The sequence below is a fragment of the Anoxybacillus sp. FSL W8-1294 genome, from assembly GCF_037965005.1.
Taxonomy (GTDB): Bacteria; Bacillota; Bacilli; order Bacillales; family Anoxybacillaceae; genus Anoxybacillus; species Anoxybacillus flavithermus_G.
The window spans coordinates 1,684,747-1,702,000 of record NZ_CP150179.1 but is presented as its reverse complement, the minus strand read 5'-3'; the positions used below and the strand labels follow the sequence as shown (position 1 = coordinate 1,702,000).

The following is a 17,254-nucleotide window of genomic DNA, read 5'->3' as shown; positions in this document are numbered from 1 at the left end:
ATGCCAAAAAAAATTCCGATGCGTAAATGTGTAGTCACAGGGGAAATGAAACCGAAAAAAGAGCTCATTCGCATCGTTCGTTCGAAAGAAGGCGATGTGTCGATTGATCCTACAGGAAAAAAAGCCGGGCGCGGTGCGTACATTACGTTAAGTAAAGAATGTATTTTGCTTGCGAAAAAGAAAAATACACTTGCGCATCATTTAAAAGCGACTATTGACGATTCGATTTACGAACAGCTATTACAGCTTGCCGAGAAGGAGAACAGAGAAACAAATGAATCATAAACCGTGGGTCTCTTTTCTCGGACTGGCGAATCGGGCGCGCAAAGTCATTTCGGGAGAAGAGCTTGTTGTAAAAGAAATTCAGCGTAAACGCGCGAAGCTTGTCATTTTATCGGAAGATGCGTCAGAAAATACAAGAAAAAAAATTTTCGACAAATGCGCGTTTTATCGCGTTCCGCTTTGTTACGTAGATAATCGCCATGAATTAGGTGGGGCGATTGGAAAAGGAGCACGAGTCGTTGTAGCGATTACAGATGAAGGATTCGCACAAAAGCTGAAAACGATGCTCTAACATTTTGGGGGTGAATGTATGTCAAAAATGCGTGTATACCAATATGCGAAAAAGCATAATGTGTCAAGTAAAGATGTCATCCATAAATTAAAAGAAATGAACATCGACGTATCCAATCATATGACGATGATTGAAGCCGATGTTGTCGAAATGTTAGATCGTTCATTTAAACCAACACAAGAGCAAGAACGAAAACAACAAATGACAAAAGAAGAAAAGAAGCAACCAGCAAAGAAACCTGTTTTAGAACAATTTGAAGAAGATGACGATACAGTTATTCAAAAGAAAGTGCCAATTAAAAAACCAGTAGTAAAAAATCGCGAAGGGAAAAAACACGACTTGCAAATCCAACAAAAAGAAAAGAAAATTTTCAATAACAAAAAAAATAAAAAACAAAAGCCTCAGCCAGCTCCACAGCCAGAAGTGCAAAAGAAAAAAGAAAAAGAGCTTCCGAAAAAAATTACATTTGAAGGTTCATTAACGGTCGCTGAGCTAGCGAAAAAACTAGGTAAAGAGCCTTCAGAAATTATTAAAAAGTTATTTATGCTCGGCATTATTGCAACAATTAACAAAGATTTGGATAAAGATGCGATCGAGTTAATCTGCTCCGATTACGGCGTGGAAGTAGAAGAAAAAGTAACGATTGATGAAACAGAATTTGAGACAATTGAAATTGTCGATAACCCAGAAGATTTAGTCGAACGTCCGCCAGTTGTTACGATTATGGGGCACGTTGACCACGGCAAAACAACGTTACTTGACTCGATTCGTCAAACGAAAGTGACAGAACAAGAGGCGGGCGGTATTACACAACATATCGGTGCGTACCAAGTCGTGGTGAACGGCAAAAAAATTACGTTTTTAGATACACCGGGTCATGAGGCGTTCACAACGATGCGCGCGCGTGGAGCGCAAGTAACGGATATCGTCATCCTTGTTGTTGCAGCCGATGATGGTGTAATGCCACAAACTGTTGAAGCGATTAACCATGCGAAGGCGGCAAAAGTTCCAATCATCGTCGCAGTCAATAAAATCGACAAACCAACAGCGAACCCTGATCGCGTCATGCAGGAGTTAATGGAATACGAACTCGTTCCAGAAGAATGGGGCGGAGATACAATTTATTGTAAATTATCGGCGTTAACGGGTGAAGGAATTGACAACTTGCTCGAAATGATTTTGCTTGTGAGTGAAATGGAAGAATTAAAAGCAAATCCAAACCGCCGTGCGACAGGAACGGTCATTGAAGCAAAATTAGATAAAGGTCGCGGTCCGGTTGCAACGCTTCTCGTTCAATCGGGTACGTTGCGTGTTGGTGATCCAATTGTTGTTGGTTATACGTACGGACGCGTGCGGGCAATGACAAACGATCTTGGTCGTCGCGTGAAAGAGGCAGGTCCATCTACCCCTGTTGAAATTACGGGATTAAACGAAGTACCGCAAGCAGGCGATCGCTTTATGGTATTCGAAGATGAGAAAAAAGCGCGTCAAATTGGCGAAGCGCGTGCGCAAAAACAAATTGCTCAACAACGAAGTGTAAAAGCGCGTGTCAGCCTAGACGACTTGTTTGAAAAAATTAAGCAAGGCGAAATGAAAGAGTTAAACATTATCGTCAAAGCGGATGTACAAGGTTCCGTCGAAGCGCTCGTTGCCGCATTGCAAAAAATCGAAGTCGAAGGTGTGCGAGTGAAAATTATTCACTCTGGTGTTGGGGCAGTAACAGAGTACGACATTATGCTTGCCTCGGCATCGAATGCGATTGTTATCGGCTTTAACGTTCGTCCGGATGCGAACGCCAAACGTGTCGCAGAAGCAGAAAAAGTAGACATTCGTCTCCACCGCATCATTTACAAAGTCATCGAAGAAATTGAAGCGGCGATGAAAGGGATGCTTGATCCGGAGTATGAAGAAAAAGTCATCGGCCAAGCAGAAGTTCGTCAAACGTTTAAAGTATCGAAAGTTGGTACAATTGCAGGATGCTATGTAACAGATGGGAAAATTACGCGCGATAGTAGCGTTCGCCTCATTCGTCAAGGCATCGTCGTTTATGAAGGACAAATCGATACGTTAAAACGTTACAAAGACGATGTAAAAGAAGTGGCACAAGGATACGAGTGCGGAATAACGATTAAAAACTTTAACGATATTAAAGAAGGCGACGTTATCGAAGCGTATGTCATGCAAGAAGTGGTACGTAAATGATCGGATACGTCGAATGTGAATGCATCATTTACGACGTCCAATCATTAAAAGAAAAGCGAGCCGTGTTGCAACGCATTGTCACACGGCTCAAACAAAAATATAATATATCAGTAGCTGAAGTCGATTATCAAGACGTATGGCAACGAACGAAGCTCGGAATTGTAGCTATTACGGCCGAACGAGCTGCGACAGAACAAGAGCTTCAACGTACGTTGCAATTCATTGATTCGTTTCCAGAAATCGAACGAACAGTTACAACATTCGAGTGGTTTTAATCGAGGTGATGATCATGAGTTTGCGAGCCACACGTGTAGGCGAACAAATGAAAAAAGAGTTAAGTGATATTATCGGTCGCAAACTAAAAGACCCACGCATTGGCTTCGTTACTGTAACAGATGTTCGAGTAACGGGCGATTTGCAACAAGCAAAAGTGTACATTTCTGTTCTTGGAGATGAAGAACAAAAGAAAAATACGCTCAAAGGATTAGCAAAAGCAACTGGATTTATTCGTTCGGAAATCGGTCAGCGTATTCGTTTGCGCAAGACTCCAGAAATTTACTTTGAAATTGATGAAACGATCGATTACGGACAACGCATTGAAAGTTTAATTAAACAAATTTCCGAAGAAAAAGAACATAAAGAAGAATAATGGATAGACATGCGTCTATCCATTTCCGCTATTTTAGAGGTGAAGCGATGGACGGAGTGTTATTGTTACATAAACCTGCGGGCATGACGTCGCACGACTGCGTCATGCGCATTCGTAAGCTATTTCAAACAAAAAAAGTTGGTCATACAGGAACGCTCGATCCTGACGTGCGTGGTGTGTTGCCCATTTGCATTGGCAAAGCAACAAAAATTGTTGAGCTATTAACAGCGGAGAAAAAAACGTATGAAGGAGAAGTGACGTTAGGGATAGCAACGACAACAGAAGACGCATCGGGCGATGTTGTTTCAATCAAACCGATAGAGCGGTCGATCGCTCGCCATGAAATTGAACATGTATTGGCTAAGCTGACAGGGGAAATTGAACAAACTCCACCGATGTATTCTGCAGTAAAGGTAAATGGAAAAAAATTATATGAGTATGCGCGTGCAGGGATTGATGTCGAACGACCGAAACGACATGTACATATTTACGAGTTGCAACTCCTTGATGACAGGCAAGTATTTACAGGTGAGCGTATATCGTTTCGTTTTCGGGTGACGTGTAGTAAAGGGACATATGTGCGTACACTTGCGGTTCAAATAGGCGAACAACTTGGATACCCAGCGCATATGTCCCGCCTTGTTCGTACAGCGTCCGGATCGTTTCCGCTTGATCAATGTGTGACATTTGCTGACATCGAACAACACTTGTCGGCTGGTACTGCACATATGTTACTTTTACCGATTAAACGAGCGTTAGCCCATTTGCCGACATATGTACTGAATGATGAAGAAGAGAGAAAAGTAAAAAACGGAGCGCTTTTGCCAGCCCTGTCTGACATGCCTGCGCGTCTATTGATGATAAATAAGCAAGGTGAAGCATTAGCGATTTACATGCCTCATCCGACAAAGCAAGGCTGTATGAAACCTTTAAAAGTATTGTAGGTGAAAACAATGAAAACGATTTGGCTTTCCCATCCGTTAAACGAAAAAAACAATGGTCCGCTTGTCATGGCACTCGGATATTTTGACGGTGTTCATCTTGGGCACCAAAAAGTGATTCAGACAGCGAAGCGAATTGCGGACGATCATCAATATAAAAGTGCGGTTATGACGTTTCATCCGCATCCGTCTGTCGTGCTAGGGCGCTCGAAACAACATGTTCGTTTTATTACGCCATTAAAAGAAAAAGAAAAACAAATAGCTAAACTCGGTGTCGATTATTTATACGTCGTTGAATTTACACCGGCATTTGCCCATTTGTTGCCACAACAATTTGTCGATGAATATATCATCGGACTCGGTGTGAAACACGTTGTGGCAGGGTTTGACTTTACGTACGGTCGCTTAGGAAAAGGAACGATGGAAACGTTGCCTTTTCATTCTCGACAGCAATTTACACAAACGGTAATCCCGAAACAGACTTTTGGCGAAGAGAAAATTAGTTCGACATATATTCGCCAGTGTTTAGCTGAAGGGGACGTTGAGCAACTTCCGCATTTGCTTGGGCGATTATATGAAGTGACGGGCACAGTTGTTCATGGGGATAAACGCGGGCGTACAATTGGATTTCCAACGGCGAACGTTGCGCTTGACGATGATTACATCATTCCGCGTATCGGGGTATATGCGGTAACGGTCACGATCGACGGTAACACGTGGACGGGAGTATGTAACGTTGGGTATAAGCCGACATTTCATACGGAACAGCCGAAAGAGCCAACGATTGAAGTGCATGTATTCGATTTCTCAGCAGACGTTTACGGTGCGAGCGTATCGATCCAATGGCATAAACGATTGCGTGATGAACGAGCGTTTTCTTCTGTTCAAGAGTTGATTGAACAAATTCATCGCGATGCGCAAGCGGCACGCGAATATTTTCAAAACCCCCTTGCATTTTATCGGAAAAACATGTATTCTATTTAATGTATGTTAACCATTGCTGGGCGATACGAGTCACCGCCGTTTGCTCGGTAATTGGGGCTGAAAAAAGAGGAGGTGAACAAGGATGGCATTAACACAAGAGCGTAAAAACGAGATCATCAACCAGTTTAAAATTCACGAAACTGACACAGGTTCTCCTGAAGTACAAGTTGCTATCCTTACAGAGCAAATTAACAACTTGAACGATCATTTACGCGTTCATCGTAAAGACCATCATTCTCGTCGTGGTCTTTTGAAAATGGTTGGTCGTCGTCGTAACTTACTTACGTACTTACGCAACAAAGACATCAACCGTTATCGTGAATTGATCAACAAACTCGGATTACGCCGATAAGTAAAAAGCGGGAGCATTCCCGCTTTTTATTAGTATTTGCACCGATATTTGATTATACTAAAACAAATACGATTTTTCATTTGTACATAGAGAGGGGTACTCGGTTTATATGGAACAAGAAAAACATGTGTTTTCGATCGACTGGGCAGGTCGGCCGCTAACTGTTGAAATTGGCGAATTAGCCAAGCAAGCAAACGGCGCTGTGTTAGTGCGTTACGGCGATACGGTCGTATTGAGCACAGCAACAGCATCGAAAGAACCAAAAAGCGTAGATTTTTTTCCGTTAACGGTGAACTATGAAGAACGGTTATACGCTGTCGGTAAAATTCCAGGGGGATTTATTAAGCGCGAGGGGCGTCCGAGTGAAAAAGCGATTTTAGCGAGCCGTCTCATTGACCGCCCGATCCGTCCATTGTTTGCGGAAGGATTTCGAAACGAAGTGCAAGTTGTCAGCATGGTCATGAGCGTTGATCAAGACTGCTCACCGGAAATGGCAGCCATGTTTGGGTCTTCCCTTGCGTTAACGATTTCCGATATTCCGTTTGAAGGACCGATTGCAGGAGTGACAGTTGGTCGCGTCAATGGGGAGTTTGTCATTAACCCGTCTGTCGCGCAAATGGAACAAAGCGATATGCACCTTATTGTTGCAGGGACAAAAGACGCAATTAACATGGTTGAAGCAGGAGCTAATGAAGTACCAGAGGAAGTTATGCTTGAAGCGATCATGTTTGGTCATGAAGAAATTAAGCGTCTTATCGCCTTTCAAGAAGATATCGCAGCAAAAGTCGGCAAAGAGAAAATGGAAGTTGTTCTCTATGAACTTGACGCTCAGCTAGAAGCAGAGATTCGTGCGCGCGTGGAAGGGGAAGTGAAACGCGTTGTTCAAGTACCTGAGAAATTGGCGCGTGAGGCAGCGATTGAACAATTAAAAGCGGAAGTTGTTGCTGCGTACGAAGAACAAGAAGCGGACGAAGAAACGATTAAACAAGTAAAAGAAATTTTATATAAACTTGTGAAAGAAGAAGTGCGTCGCTTAATTACAGAAGAAAAAGTGCGCCCGGATGGACGAAAAGTTGATGAAATTCGCCCGCTTTCGTCAGCTGTGGGACTTTTGCCACGTACGCACGGATCTGGTTTGTTTACGCGAGGGCAGACGCAAGCACTTAGCGTATGTACGCTCGGAGCGCTTGGTGATGTACAAATTTTAGATGGGCTTGGCATTGAAGAAACGAAACGGTTTATGCATCATTACAATTTCCCGCCATTCTCCGTTGGAGAAACAGGAGCGATGCGTGGACCAGGCCGTCGTGAAATCGGGCATGGTGCGCTTGGTGAGCGCGCACTTGAGCCAGTCATCCCATCTGAAAAAGAGTTCCCATATACGATTCGTCTCGTGTCTGAAGTGTTAGAATCAAACGGTTCCACGTCTCAAGCAAGCATTTGTGCAAGTACGCTTGCCATGATGGATGCGGGAGTGCCGATTAAAGCACCTGTTGCAGGTATTGCGATGGGGCTTGTGAAAAGCGGTGAACATTATACGATTTTAACAGATATTCAAGGTATGGAAGACCATCTTGGCGACATGGACTTTAAAGTGGCCGGTACAGAACAAGGGGTCACCGCCTTGCAAATGGATATTAAAATTAAAGGATTGTCTCGTGAAATTTTAGAAGAAGCGTTGCAACAAGCGCGCAAAGGTCGTCTCGAAATTTTAAAACATATGATGCAAACGATTAGCGGACCGCGTAAAGAGCTATCGCCATATGCACCAAAAATTTTAACGATGCAAATTAATCCTGATAAAATTCGTGATGTGATCGGTCCAAGCGGAAAGCAAATTAACAAAATTATTGAAGAAACAGGCGTAAAAATTGATATCGAACAAGATGGAACGATCTTCATTTCATCAGTAAATGAAGAAATGAACAAAAAAGCGAAAAAGATCATTGAAGATATCGTTCGTGAAGTGGAAGTTGGACAAGTATATTTAGGCAAAGTGAAACGGATTGAAAAATTTGGAGCGTTTGTCGAATTGTTTAGTGGAAAAGATGGTCTTGTACACATTTCAGAATTAGCGGAGGAACGCGTCGGAAAGGTAGAAGATGTTGTTTCCATCGGCGATGAAATTTTAGTGAAAGTAACAGAAATTGATAAACAAGGTCGCGTAAACTTGTCGCGCAAGGCCGTATTACGCGATCAAAAAGAAGCCGAGCAATAAAATTGGAGCCTTGGGTTCGCATCCCCTTGGCTTCTTTGCTATGTGTAAAATTTTTTCATGCTCGTTCTACCTTGTCCCTCTTACACATACCCTCTTTATTAGAAAAGGAGGGGACGAAGCGTGCGGCGAGCGTTTTTCTTAACGATGATCATATGTATGGCGGTTATGATTGTACAAAACCCATGGACGACAACGTACATCCACGAGTTACGGCATGTGACGGTGGCAAAACAAAGCGATCCGCTATACATTCAAATTACGGAGCGAGCAGAGCAGTATAATATTCCTGCGCAAAATGCGAAAATAGATGCTGTATGGAAAGCCATTCCTGGATATAATGGGCTAGTCGTAGATGTTGAGGCATCATATAAGCAAATGAAGCAAAATGGGACATTTTCTGAACAACAGCTTGTATATAAACAAGTATCGCCGTCTATTCACCTATCTGATTTGCCCCCATCGCCTATTTATCGGGGACATCCAGACAAACCAATGGTCTCTTTTTTGATTAATGTTGCATGGGGAAGCGAACATATCCCAAGTATGTTACATATTCTTGAAAAATACAACGTACGTGCAACGTTTTTTTTAGAAGGGCGTTGGGTAAAAGAAAATCCACAACTAGCGAAAATGATTGCAGATGCCGGGCATGAAATTGGCAATCATTCATACAATCATCCAGATATGAAAACGATGAGTAAACAAGCCATTCGGGAACAAATTGTCAAAACAAATGATGCAATTGAGGCGGCAACAGGAATAAAACCTCGTCTATTTGCTCCGCCAAGCGGCAGTTATCGTGATGATGTCGTATACATTGCCCATGAGCTTGGCATGTATACGATTTTATGGACGGTCGATACAATTGATTGGCAAAAACCATCACCTTCTGTTATAGTGGAACGAGTAACATCAAAAGTGCATAACGGAGCGATGATTTTAATGCATCCGACCGTATCAACGGTAAAGGCGTTAGAGCCGTTAATTCAATCATTACAAAAACAAGAATACGCAATTGACAATGTGTCCACATTATTAAGTGAGGAAAGAATTGTAAAAAGTAGGAGGAAGGGACTTGATTAAAACATATACATGTCAAAACGGGGTAAGAGTTGTACTCGAACACATTCCAACGGTTCGATCCGTGGCGATCGGCATTTGGATTGGCACCGGATCACGCAATGAAAATGAACAAAACAACGGTATTTCACACTTTCTTGAACATATGTTTTTTAAAGGAACGAAAACGCGCACAGCGCGCGATATTGCGGAATCGTTCGACCGCATTGGCGGTCAAGTCAATGCGTTTACGTCAAAAGAGTACACGTGCTATTATGCCAAAGTGTTAGATACACATGCGTCATTTGCTTTAGACATACTAGCCGATATGTTCTTCCATTCGACGTTTGTAGACGAAGAATTACAAAAAGAAAAAAATGTTGTATTCGAAGAAATTAAAATGTATGAAGATACACCAGATGATCTCGTTCATGATCTATTGAGTAAGGCAAGTTACGGCAACCACCCTCTCGGCTACCCGATTTTAGGAACGGAGCAAACGTTAGCGACATTTACAGGCGATACGTTGCGGCAATACATGTACGAAACGTATACTCCAGATCGGGTCGTCATTTCGATCGCAGGGAATGTCGATGAATCGTTTATTCAACAAGTAGAAGCTTACTTTGGTTCGTTTACGAGACAAAAAGGGAACGACGTGTATGTAGCACCATCGTTTTACCCGAATAAAATCGCGCGCAAAAAAGAGACAGAGCAAGCGCACGTATGCATTGGATTTAATGGGTTACCAATTGGTCATGAAGATGTTTATAGCTTAATTATTTTAAACAATATTTTAGGTGGAAGCATGAGCAGCCGACTGTTTCAAGAAGTGCGCGAACAACGTGGATTAGCTTATTCCATTTTCTCATACCATTCCGCATATCGCGACGGAGGAATGGTAACAATTTATGGTGGGACAGGAAGCCAACAACTTGATCTTTTATTCGATACGATTCAACAAACAATTGAACAATTAAAACAAGATGGCATTACGGAAAAAGAGCTAGAAAATAGTAAAGAGCAAATGAAAGGGAACTTAATGCTTAGCCTAGAAAGTACAAACGGCCGTATGAGCCGAAATGGAAAAAATGAACTTCTGCTTGGCCGTCACCGCTCGCTTGACGAAATTATTGAAAGCATTGATCGCGTAACAAAAGAAAGCGTTGACCGCATGGCGCAAACGATTTTTACAGATGACTTCTCTGTTGCGCTAATCAGCCCGGAAGGAACATTGCCAAAAAGCCTGCAACAATGAACTTGCAGGCATTTTTTTATGCCCTTTTTTCTACAATGATAAAGAAAGGGGGCATCATATGCGATTAAGTGAATTAAGCGGAAAAGAAATTGTTGATATGAAGCGAGCAGAGCGGCTCGGTATTTTAGGACAGACTGATTTAGAAATTAATGAACGAACAGGTCAAATTCAAGCACTTTTAATTCCAACAACAAAATGGTTTGGCTTTCGGAAAGATGGAACAGATATACGCGTACCATGGAGCCGTGTAAAAAAGATCGGCTCAGATATGATTTTAATTGATGTCGATGATTAGACACCTCAAGGGGTGTCTTTTTTCATTTTCCGCTCACCGTTTGATGACTGACATCATAAGATGTGAAAGTAACGACGGGCAAAAAACTAGATGTATAAGAGGGTGAATGAACTCATGCTGACAGGAATGCACGTTGCGATCATCGGTGGGGACGCTCGGCAGCTTGAAGTCATTCGGAAATTGATGGAACTTGACGCAAAATTGTCGCTCGTTGGCTTCGATCAATTAGACCATGGCTTTGCTGGAGTAACGAAAATGAAAATTCACGAAGTCGATTTTCACGAAGTAGACGCCATTATTTTACCTGTTCACGGAACGAGCATGGACGGTGAAATTCAAACGGTATTTTCAAACGAAAAAATGACGTTTACTGAAGAATTGCTTCGTCAAACCCCGGCGCGTTGCACCGTTTATTCAGGAATTACAAATGACTATTTAGACCACGTCGTCAAATCCGTTGGTCGAAAACATGTGCAACTATTTGAGCGAGACGATGTCGCCATTTATAACTCGATTCCAACGGCAGAAGGAACGGTCATGATGGTCATTCAACATACAGATGTGACGATTCATGGATCACGCGTTGCTGTTTTAGGTTTGGGACGTGTAGGGATGACGGTCGCTCGAACGTTTGCAGCTTTAGGCGCAAAAGTAAAAGTGGGAGCCCGCCGCTCCGAACATTTAGCGCGCATTGCAGAGATGGCGTTAGAGCCGTTTCATTTAAACGATTTAGAACAACACGTGGAAGATATTGACGTTTGTATTAATACGATCCCATATCCTGTTGTAACCGCAAGCGTCATTGCGAAAATGCCTGCTCATACGCTTATTGTTGACTTGGCATCAAAACCTGGTGGCACGGATTTTCGATATGCGGAAAAGCGCGGCATTCAAGCGCTATTAGCCCCGGGACTTCCCGGCATTGTCGCGCCAAAAACAGCGGGGCAAATTGTCGCAAATGTATTGGCGCAACTTCTTTCTGCAGATTTGAAAAAACGAAAGGAGAATAAAAAATGAACGTACAAGGAAAGCGCATTGGTTTTGGTTTAACAGGCTCTCATTGCACATATGATGCGGTAATGCCGGAAATTGAAAAATTAATTGCGAAAGGGGCAGACGTCATCCCGATTGTTTCGTATACGGTGCAATCGACAAATACCCGATTCGGTAAAGGAGAAGAATGGGTGAAAAAGCTTGAAGAGATGACAGGTCATCAAGTCATTGATACAATTGTAAAAGCGGAACCATTAGGACCGAAATTACCGCTTGATTGCATGGTTATTGCGCCACTAACCGGAAATTCGATGAGCAAATTAGCGAACGCGCTGACGGATTCGCCTGTATTAATGGCTGCAAAAGCAACGATGCGCAATCATCGTCCCGTTGTTGTTGGCATTTCGACAAACGATGCGCTCGGTTTAAACGGTGTTAATTTAATGCGATTAATGGCAGCAAAAAATATTTACTTCATCCCATTTGGGCAAGATGATCCGTTCAAAAAACCGAATTCGATGGTTGCTCATATGCCGTTGTTGCTTGATACGGTAGAAGCGGCGCTCGAAGGTCGGCAAATTCAACCAGTCATCGTTGAATATCGTCGCTCATAAATAAACGGTTGAAAGAAAATTTATAAAAAACGTCTCTCCTTTACGAATGAATGTGCTAAAATAAATGATATTAAAATTGCCTATGAGTTGGAAGGAGAAGAAGAGATGGAACAAAAAGGATTACATGTCGCCGTCGTTGGTGCGACAGGAGCTGTCGGACAACAAATGATTCAAACGTTAGAAAAAAGAAATTTCCCAATTGCAAAACTATCTTTACTTTCATCGGAGCGTTCAGCTGGAAAAAAAGTCGTATTTAAAGGTGAAGAAATTGAAGTGCAAGTAGCAAAACCGGAAAGTTTTGAAGGTGTGCATATCGCGCTATTTAGCGCAGGTGGATCTGTATCAAAGCAACTTGCTCCCGAGGCGGTGAAACGCGGAGCGGTCGTTGTTGATAATACGAGTGCATTTCGCATGGACGAAAACGTACCGCTTGTCGTCCCTGAAGTAAACGAAGCAGATTTACATTGGCATAACGGAATTATCGCAAATCCAAACTGCTCAACGATCCAGATGGTTGTGGCGCTCGAACCGATTCGTCAAGCGTTCGGATTAAAGCGCGTCATCGTCTCGACATATCAAGCGGTGTCAGGCGCAGGAGCACAAGCGGTAGAAGAGTTAAAAACGCAAGCAGCGCACATGTTAAACGGCGAAGAAGTGACGCCGGAAATTTTACCGGTAAAATCGGATCGCAAACATTATCCGATTGCATTTAACGCCATTCCACAGATTGATAAGTTTCAAGACAATGGATTTACATTTGAAGAAATGAAAATGATTAACGAAACGAAAAAAATTATGCATATGCCTGAGTTGGAAGTAGCGGCAACATGCGTGCGCATTCCGGTGATGGTAGGGCATTCGGAATCTGTTTACATTGAAGTAGAAAAAGAGGGAGTAACGGTCGCACAAATCCAGTCGCTCCTAAAAGAGGCACCGGGCGTCGTCTTACAAGACGATCCAAGCGAGCAGCTTTATCCGATGCCGCTGTATGCAACAGGACAAAATGACGTATTCGTTGGTCGCATTCGCAAAGATTTACATCGCGACACAGCATTCCATTTATGGATCGTTTCTGATAACTTGTTAAAGGGAGCGGCGTGGAACTCTGTTCAAATCGCTGAAAGTCTTTTAAAATTAGGGCTTGTAAAAGCGTAAAATCAGCATCGAGGTGTTGACGTTGAAAATTATCGTTCAAAAGTTTGGTGGTACGTCCGTTCGTGATGAACACGGCCGGAATTTAGCGCGCAAACATATTGAAAAAGCGTTGCAAGACGGTTATAAAGTCGTTGTCGTCGTTTCTGCGATGGGGAGAAAAGGGGATCCATATGCAACAGATACGCTCCTTAGCCTTATTGACGGAGCCAATGCACATGTGACAAACCGTGAAAAAGATTTGTTGATGGCGTGCGGGGAAATTATTTCAAGCGTCGTTTTTACAAACATGTTAAATAAACATGGGATCAAAGCGACAGCCTTTACAGGAGCGCAAGCTGGTTTTCGCACAAACAACGACCATACGAATGCAAAAATTATTGATATGCGTTGTGAACGGTTGTTGCGTGCGCTAAAAGAGCATGATGTTGTCGTTGTCGCTGGTTTTCAAGGTGCTGCTGAAAACGGAGATGTGACAACGATCGGGCGCGGCGGAAGCGACACGTCAGCTGCTGCGCTTGGGGCTGCACTCGGTGCAGAATGGGTTGACATTTTCACTGACGTCGAAGGTGTAATGACGGCGGATCCGCGCATCGTAGAAAATGCGCGACCGCTTGATGTTGTAACATATACAGAAATTTGCAATATGGCATATCAAGGGGCAAAAGTCATCCATCCGCGTGCGGTCGAAATTGCGATGCAAGCGAAAGTGCCTTTGCGCATTCGCTCGACGTATTCTGATTCACCAGGAACGCTCGTTACATCGATTGGAAAAAAAGGAAGCGATGTAAAAGAACGATTAGTGACAGGAATTGCCCACGTTTCAAACATTACGCAAATTAAAGTGCCTGCAAAAGAGGGACATTACGATTTACAAGCAGAAGTATTTAAAGCGATGGCGAATGAAGGAATTAGCGTTGATTTCATTAACATATCACCGAACGGGGTCGTATATACCGTATCGAGCGACGTGGCAGATCGAGCGATTACGACGTTGCAAAAGCTTGGCTATGAGCCAACCGTCACGCGCGGTTGCGCGAAAGTATCGACTGTCGGAGCGGGTATTGCTGGCGTTCCGGGAGTAACCGCAAAAATTGTGACAGCACTATCTGAACGAGGCATTCAAATTTTGCAGTCGGCTGATAGCCACACAACCATTTGGGTACTTGTGAAAGAGGAGCATTTAAAAGAAGCAGTGAATGCGCTTCATGATGCATTTCAACTTGCGGAACAAAAACAATATGATTTCAGTTAGGAGTGAAACATTGTGGTTCAATTTGGTCAAATTGCCACAGCGATGGTCACCCCATTTGACAATAAAGGGAACATCGATTTTGCGAAAACAACGCAATTAGTGAACTATTTAATTGAAAACGGTACAGATTCACTCGTTGTTGCTGGAACAACAGGAGAATCTCCAACGTTAACGACAGAAGAAAAGTTGGCGCTTTTCCGTCACGTTGTCGACGTTGTTGATGGACGTGTCCCTGTTATTGCTGGAACAGGGAGCAACAATACGCGCGCATCGATTGAACTGACAAAAAAAGCAGAACAAATCGGTGTCGATGCGGTGATGATCGTCGCGCCGTATTACAACAAACCGAACCAAGAAGGAATTTACCAACATTATAAAGCGATTGCTGAAAGCACGTCGTTGCCTGTCATGGTGTACAACATTCCAGGGCGAGCTGTCGTCAATATTTCCGTTGAAACAATCGTTCGCCTCTCCGAAATTCCAAACATTGTAGCTGTCAAAGATGCAAGCGGAAATTTAGATGCGATGACGGAAATTATAGCAAAAACGCGCGATGATTTTATGCTATATAGCGGAGATGATGGATTGACCCTTCCTGTATTAGCTATTGGTGGAAAAGGTGTCGTTTCCGTTGCCTCGCATATTATCGGCAACGAAATGAAAGAAATGATAGAAGCTTTCATGAGCGGAGACAATAAAAAAGCGGCAACGATACACCAAAAACTATTGCCGATCATGAAGGCGCTATTTGCTGCTCCAAGTCCTGTACCAGTAAAAACTGCTTTACAGTTGAAGGGATTAGATGTTGGTTCTGTTCGACTACCACTTGTACCGTTGACGGAACAAGAACGTTTGCAACTCATGCACGTGCTACAACGTTAAAAGAAAGGGAATTCATCCCTTTCTTTTTTATTGTTGAATCAGTTATAATGGATGTAAGTGACTTTGAGCGGGTAAGTTTGGTTGACTGTAGGAGGATTTAAGATGAAACAAGCAGAGAAAATTCGTGTGTTTGCTCTCGGTGGCGTGGGAGAGGTAGGCAAAAATATGTATGTCGTCGAGGTGGACGAAGACATTTTTATCCTTGATGCAGGACTTATGTTTCCAGAGGACGAGATGTTCGGCATTGATATGGTTATTCCTGATATTTCGTATTTAGTGGAACAACAAGAACGTATTCGTGGCATTTTTTTAACACACGGTCATGACGATCATATTGGCGCAATTGCATACGTGTTGCGGAAAATTACTGTACCTGTGTACGGGGCAAAATTGACGCTTGCGCTCATGGAAGAAAAATTAAAAGAACAAGGGATTACATCGAAAGCGAAGCGCATCGAAATACATGCTGACAGCGAAATTGTATTTGAAAAAGCGATCGTGTCGTTTTTTCAGACGAATCATAGCATCCCGGATTGTCTTGGTGTAAGCATTCAAACATCGCAAGGGGCTGTTGTGTACACAAGCGATTTTAAGTTTGATCAAACGCCTGTAGGAGTGTGTCGCACCGATTTTGGGAAGATGGCACAAATTGGGGCGCAAGGTGTACTTTGTTTACTATCCGATAGTACGAATGCAGAAAAACCGGGGTATACAGGCTCAGAGGCGATTGTTGGCCAAGAAATTTCCGATGTCATTTACAATGCGAGCGGACGCATTATTGTAGCGTGTTTTGCATCAAACATTACGCGCATTCAACAAGTGTTGCATGCTGCACGCGATCATAAACGAAAAGTCGTCATTATGAGCCGTCATATGCATAAAGTGATCGATATCGCAGTGCGCCTTGGATATTTAAAGTTTGATGAAAATATGATTATTCCGATGAATGAAGTTGATCGCTACAACGATCGTGACTTAGTCATTTTAACGACGGGCAATCAAGGGGAGCCGATGGCGGCGCTTGCCCGCATGGCGAAACAAGCACATAAATATATTAATATTAAAGAAGGGGATACAGTCATCGTCGCTTCTTCTCCAATGCCGGGACACGAACTGTTTATTGCCCGAACGATTGATGCGCTATATCGGGCAGGGGCGAACGTCGTGTACGGTCAACGTCGCGTACATGTATCCGGGCACGGTTATCAAGAAGAGTTAAAGTTAATGTTGAATTTTATGAAGCCGAAGTATTTTATTCCGGTGCATGGAGAGTTTCGTATGCAAAAGGCGCATGGGAAAATTGCCCAAGCGGTCGGCATTCGTCAAGATGCGATTTTTCTAATTGAAAAAGGGGAAGTTATCGAATTTCGCAACGGTCACGCCCGTCTTGGTGGCAAGGTGCCGAGCGGTCAAATTTTAATTGATGGGTTAGGCATTGGAGACGTAGGAAATATTGTGTTGCGTGATCGTCGCTTACTGTCACAAGATGGAATTATGATCGTTGTTGTAACGTTAAGTAAACAAGAGAAGCGCGTCGTTGCTGGGCCAGAAATGATTTCACGCGGATTTGTATATGTGCGTGAATCCGAAACACTTTTCGAAGAATCAATAAAAATTGTGAAAGAGATTGTGGAAAAAAGTATGGAAGATTACGTCATTGAATGGTCTTCATTAAAAACAAACATTCGTGATGCACTTAGCCAATATTTATTTGAAAAAACAAAACGGAAACCGATGATTTTACCGATTATTATGGAAGTATAAAACAACATGCTCAAAGTCAAGAAAACACCTGCGGCGCGCAGGTGTTTTTTGTATGAACATGT

General features: G+C 43.0%; 18 protein-coding genes. All 18 read left to right on the top strand.

Going from position 1 to position 17,254, the window contains the following annotated elements:
* The 18 genes from NSQ23_RS09030 (at position 1) to NSQ23_RS08945 (ending at position 17,192) form a co-directional block, all read left to right on the top strand.
* A complete protein-coding gene (locus NSQ23_RS09030; RefSeq protein ID WP_004891012.1) occupies positions 1-285 on the top strand; it encodes a YlxR family protein in 285 nt (94 codons plus the stop codon).
* Positions 275-574: a YlxQ family RNA-binding protein gene (locus tag NSQ23_RS09025; RefSeq protein WP_004891011.1), complete on the top strand. Its 300-nt coding sequence runs from the start codon at positions 275-277 to the stop codon at positions 572-574. Before NSQ23_RS09030 ends, NSQ23_RS09025 begins: the two co-directional genes overlap by 11 nt.
* 18 nt (positions 575-592) lie before the next feature.
* On the top strand, positions 593-2,776 hold the full coding sequence (gene infB / locus NSQ23_RS09020) for a translation initiation factor IF-2 (protein WP_339170285.1): 2,184 nt from the start codon (positions 593-595) through the stop codon (positions 2,774-2,776).
* Positions 2,773-3,051 (top strand): DUF503 domain-containing protein, encoded by a 279-nt coding sequence (locus tag NSQ23_RS09015; protein ID WP_004891008.1) that lies wholly within the window; start codon positions 2,773-2,775, stop codon positions 3,049-3,051. Before infB ends, NSQ23_RS09015 begins: the two co-directional genes overlap by 4 nt.
* 14 nt (positions 3,052-3,065) lie before the next feature.
* On the top strand, positions 3,066-3,425 hold the full coding sequence (rbfA, locus tag NSQ23_RS09010) for a 30S ribosome-binding factor RbfA (protein WP_003394813.1): 360 nt from the start codon (positions 3,066-3,068) through the stop codon (positions 3,423-3,425).
* A 47-nt stretch (positions 3,426-3,472) separates the two neighbouring features.
* On the top strand, positions 3,473-4,369 hold the full coding sequence (gene truB, locus NSQ23_RS09005) for a tRNA pseudouridine(55) synthase TruB (RefSeq protein ID WP_339170282.1): 897 nt from the start codon (positions 3,473-3,475) through the stop codon (positions 4,367-4,369).
* A gap of 9 nt (positions 4,370-4,378) precedes the next feature.
* Positions 4,379-5,350, top strand: a complete 972-nt coding sequence (ribF, locus tag NSQ23_RS09000; RefSeq protein WP_004891006.1) for a bifunctional riboflavin kinase/FAD synthetase — start codon at positions 4,379-4,381, stop codon at positions 5,348-5,350.
* A gap of 82 nt (positions 5,351-5,432) precedes the next feature.
* Positions 5,433-5,702 carry a 30S ribosomal protein S15 gene (rpsO, locus tag NSQ23_RS08995; protein WP_004891005.1) on the top strand — a complete coding sequence of 90 codons (270 nt, stop codon included), beginning with the start codon at positions 5,433-5,435 and terminating at the stop codon, positions 5,700-5,702.
* Positions 5,703-5,811: 109 nt separating this feature from the next.
* Positions 5,812-7,920 (top strand): polyribonucleotide nucleotidyltransferase, encoded by a 2,109-nt coding sequence (gene pnp, locus NSQ23_RS08990; RefSeq protein WP_004891003.1) that lies wholly within the window; start codon positions 5,812-5,814, stop codon positions 7,918-7,920.
* Between the two features lie 120 nt (positions 7,921-8,040).
* Positions 8,041-9,003, top strand: coding sequence for a polysaccharide deacetylase family protein (locus NSQ23_RS08985; protein WP_339170280.1), 963 nt, complete (start codon positions 8,041-8,043; stop codon positions 9,001-9,003).
* A complete protein-coding gene (locus NSQ23_RS08980) occupies positions 8,996-10,237 on the top strand; it encodes a pitrilysin family protein (RefSeq protein ID WP_004891001.1) in 1,242 nt (413 codons plus the stop codon). The genes NSQ23_RS08985 and NSQ23_RS08980 overlap by 8 nt, the downstream gene beginning before the upstream one ends.
* Positions 10,238-10,295: 58 nt before the next feature.
* Positions 10,296-10,532, top strand: coding sequence for a YlmC/YmxH family sporulation protein (locus NSQ23_RS08975; RefSeq protein ID WP_004891000.1), 237 nt, complete (start codon positions 10,296-10,298; stop codon positions 10,530-10,532).
* A 114-nt stretch (positions 10,533-10,646) separates the two neighbouring features.
* A complete protein-coding gene (gene dpaA / locus NSQ23_RS08970; RefSeq protein ID WP_004890998.1) occupies positions 10,647-11,549 on the top strand; it encodes a dipicolinic acid synthetase subunit A in 903 nt (300 codons plus the stop codon).
* Entirely contained in the window at positions 11,546-12,139 is a 594-nt protein-coding gene (gene dpaB / locus NSQ23_RS08965; protein ID WP_004890997.1) for a dipicolinate synthase subunit B, read from the top strand. Before dpaA ends, dpaB begins: the two co-directional genes overlap by 4 nt.
* A gap of 105 nt (positions 12,140-12,244) precedes the next feature.
* Positions 12,245-13,294: an aspartate-semialdehyde dehydrogenase gene (gene asd / locus NSQ23_RS08960; RefSeq protein ID WP_339170279.1), complete on the top strand. Its 1,050-nt coding sequence runs from the start codon at positions 12,245-12,247 to the stop codon at positions 13,292-13,294.
* A 22-nt stretch (positions 13,295-13,316) separates the two neighbouring features.
* Entirely contained in the window at positions 13,317-14,546 is a 1,230-nt protein-coding gene (gene dapG, locus NSQ23_RS08955) for an aspartate kinase (protein ID WP_339170278.1), read from the top strand.
* 12 nt (positions 14,547-14,558) lie between these two features.
* A complete protein-coding gene (gene dapA / locus NSQ23_RS08950; protein WP_339170275.1) occupies positions 14,559-15,428 on the top strand; it encodes a 4-hydroxy-tetrahydrodipicolinate synthase in 870 nt (289 codons plus the stop codon).
* A 102-nt stretch (positions 15,429-15,530) separates the two neighbouring features.
* Positions 15,531-17,192 (top strand): ribonuclease J, encoded by a 1,662-nt coding sequence (locus NSQ23_RS08945; RefSeq protein WP_339170273.1) that lies wholly within the window; start codon positions 15,531-15,533, stop codon positions 17,190-17,192.
* Positions 17,193-17,254: the final 62 nt, after the last annotated feature.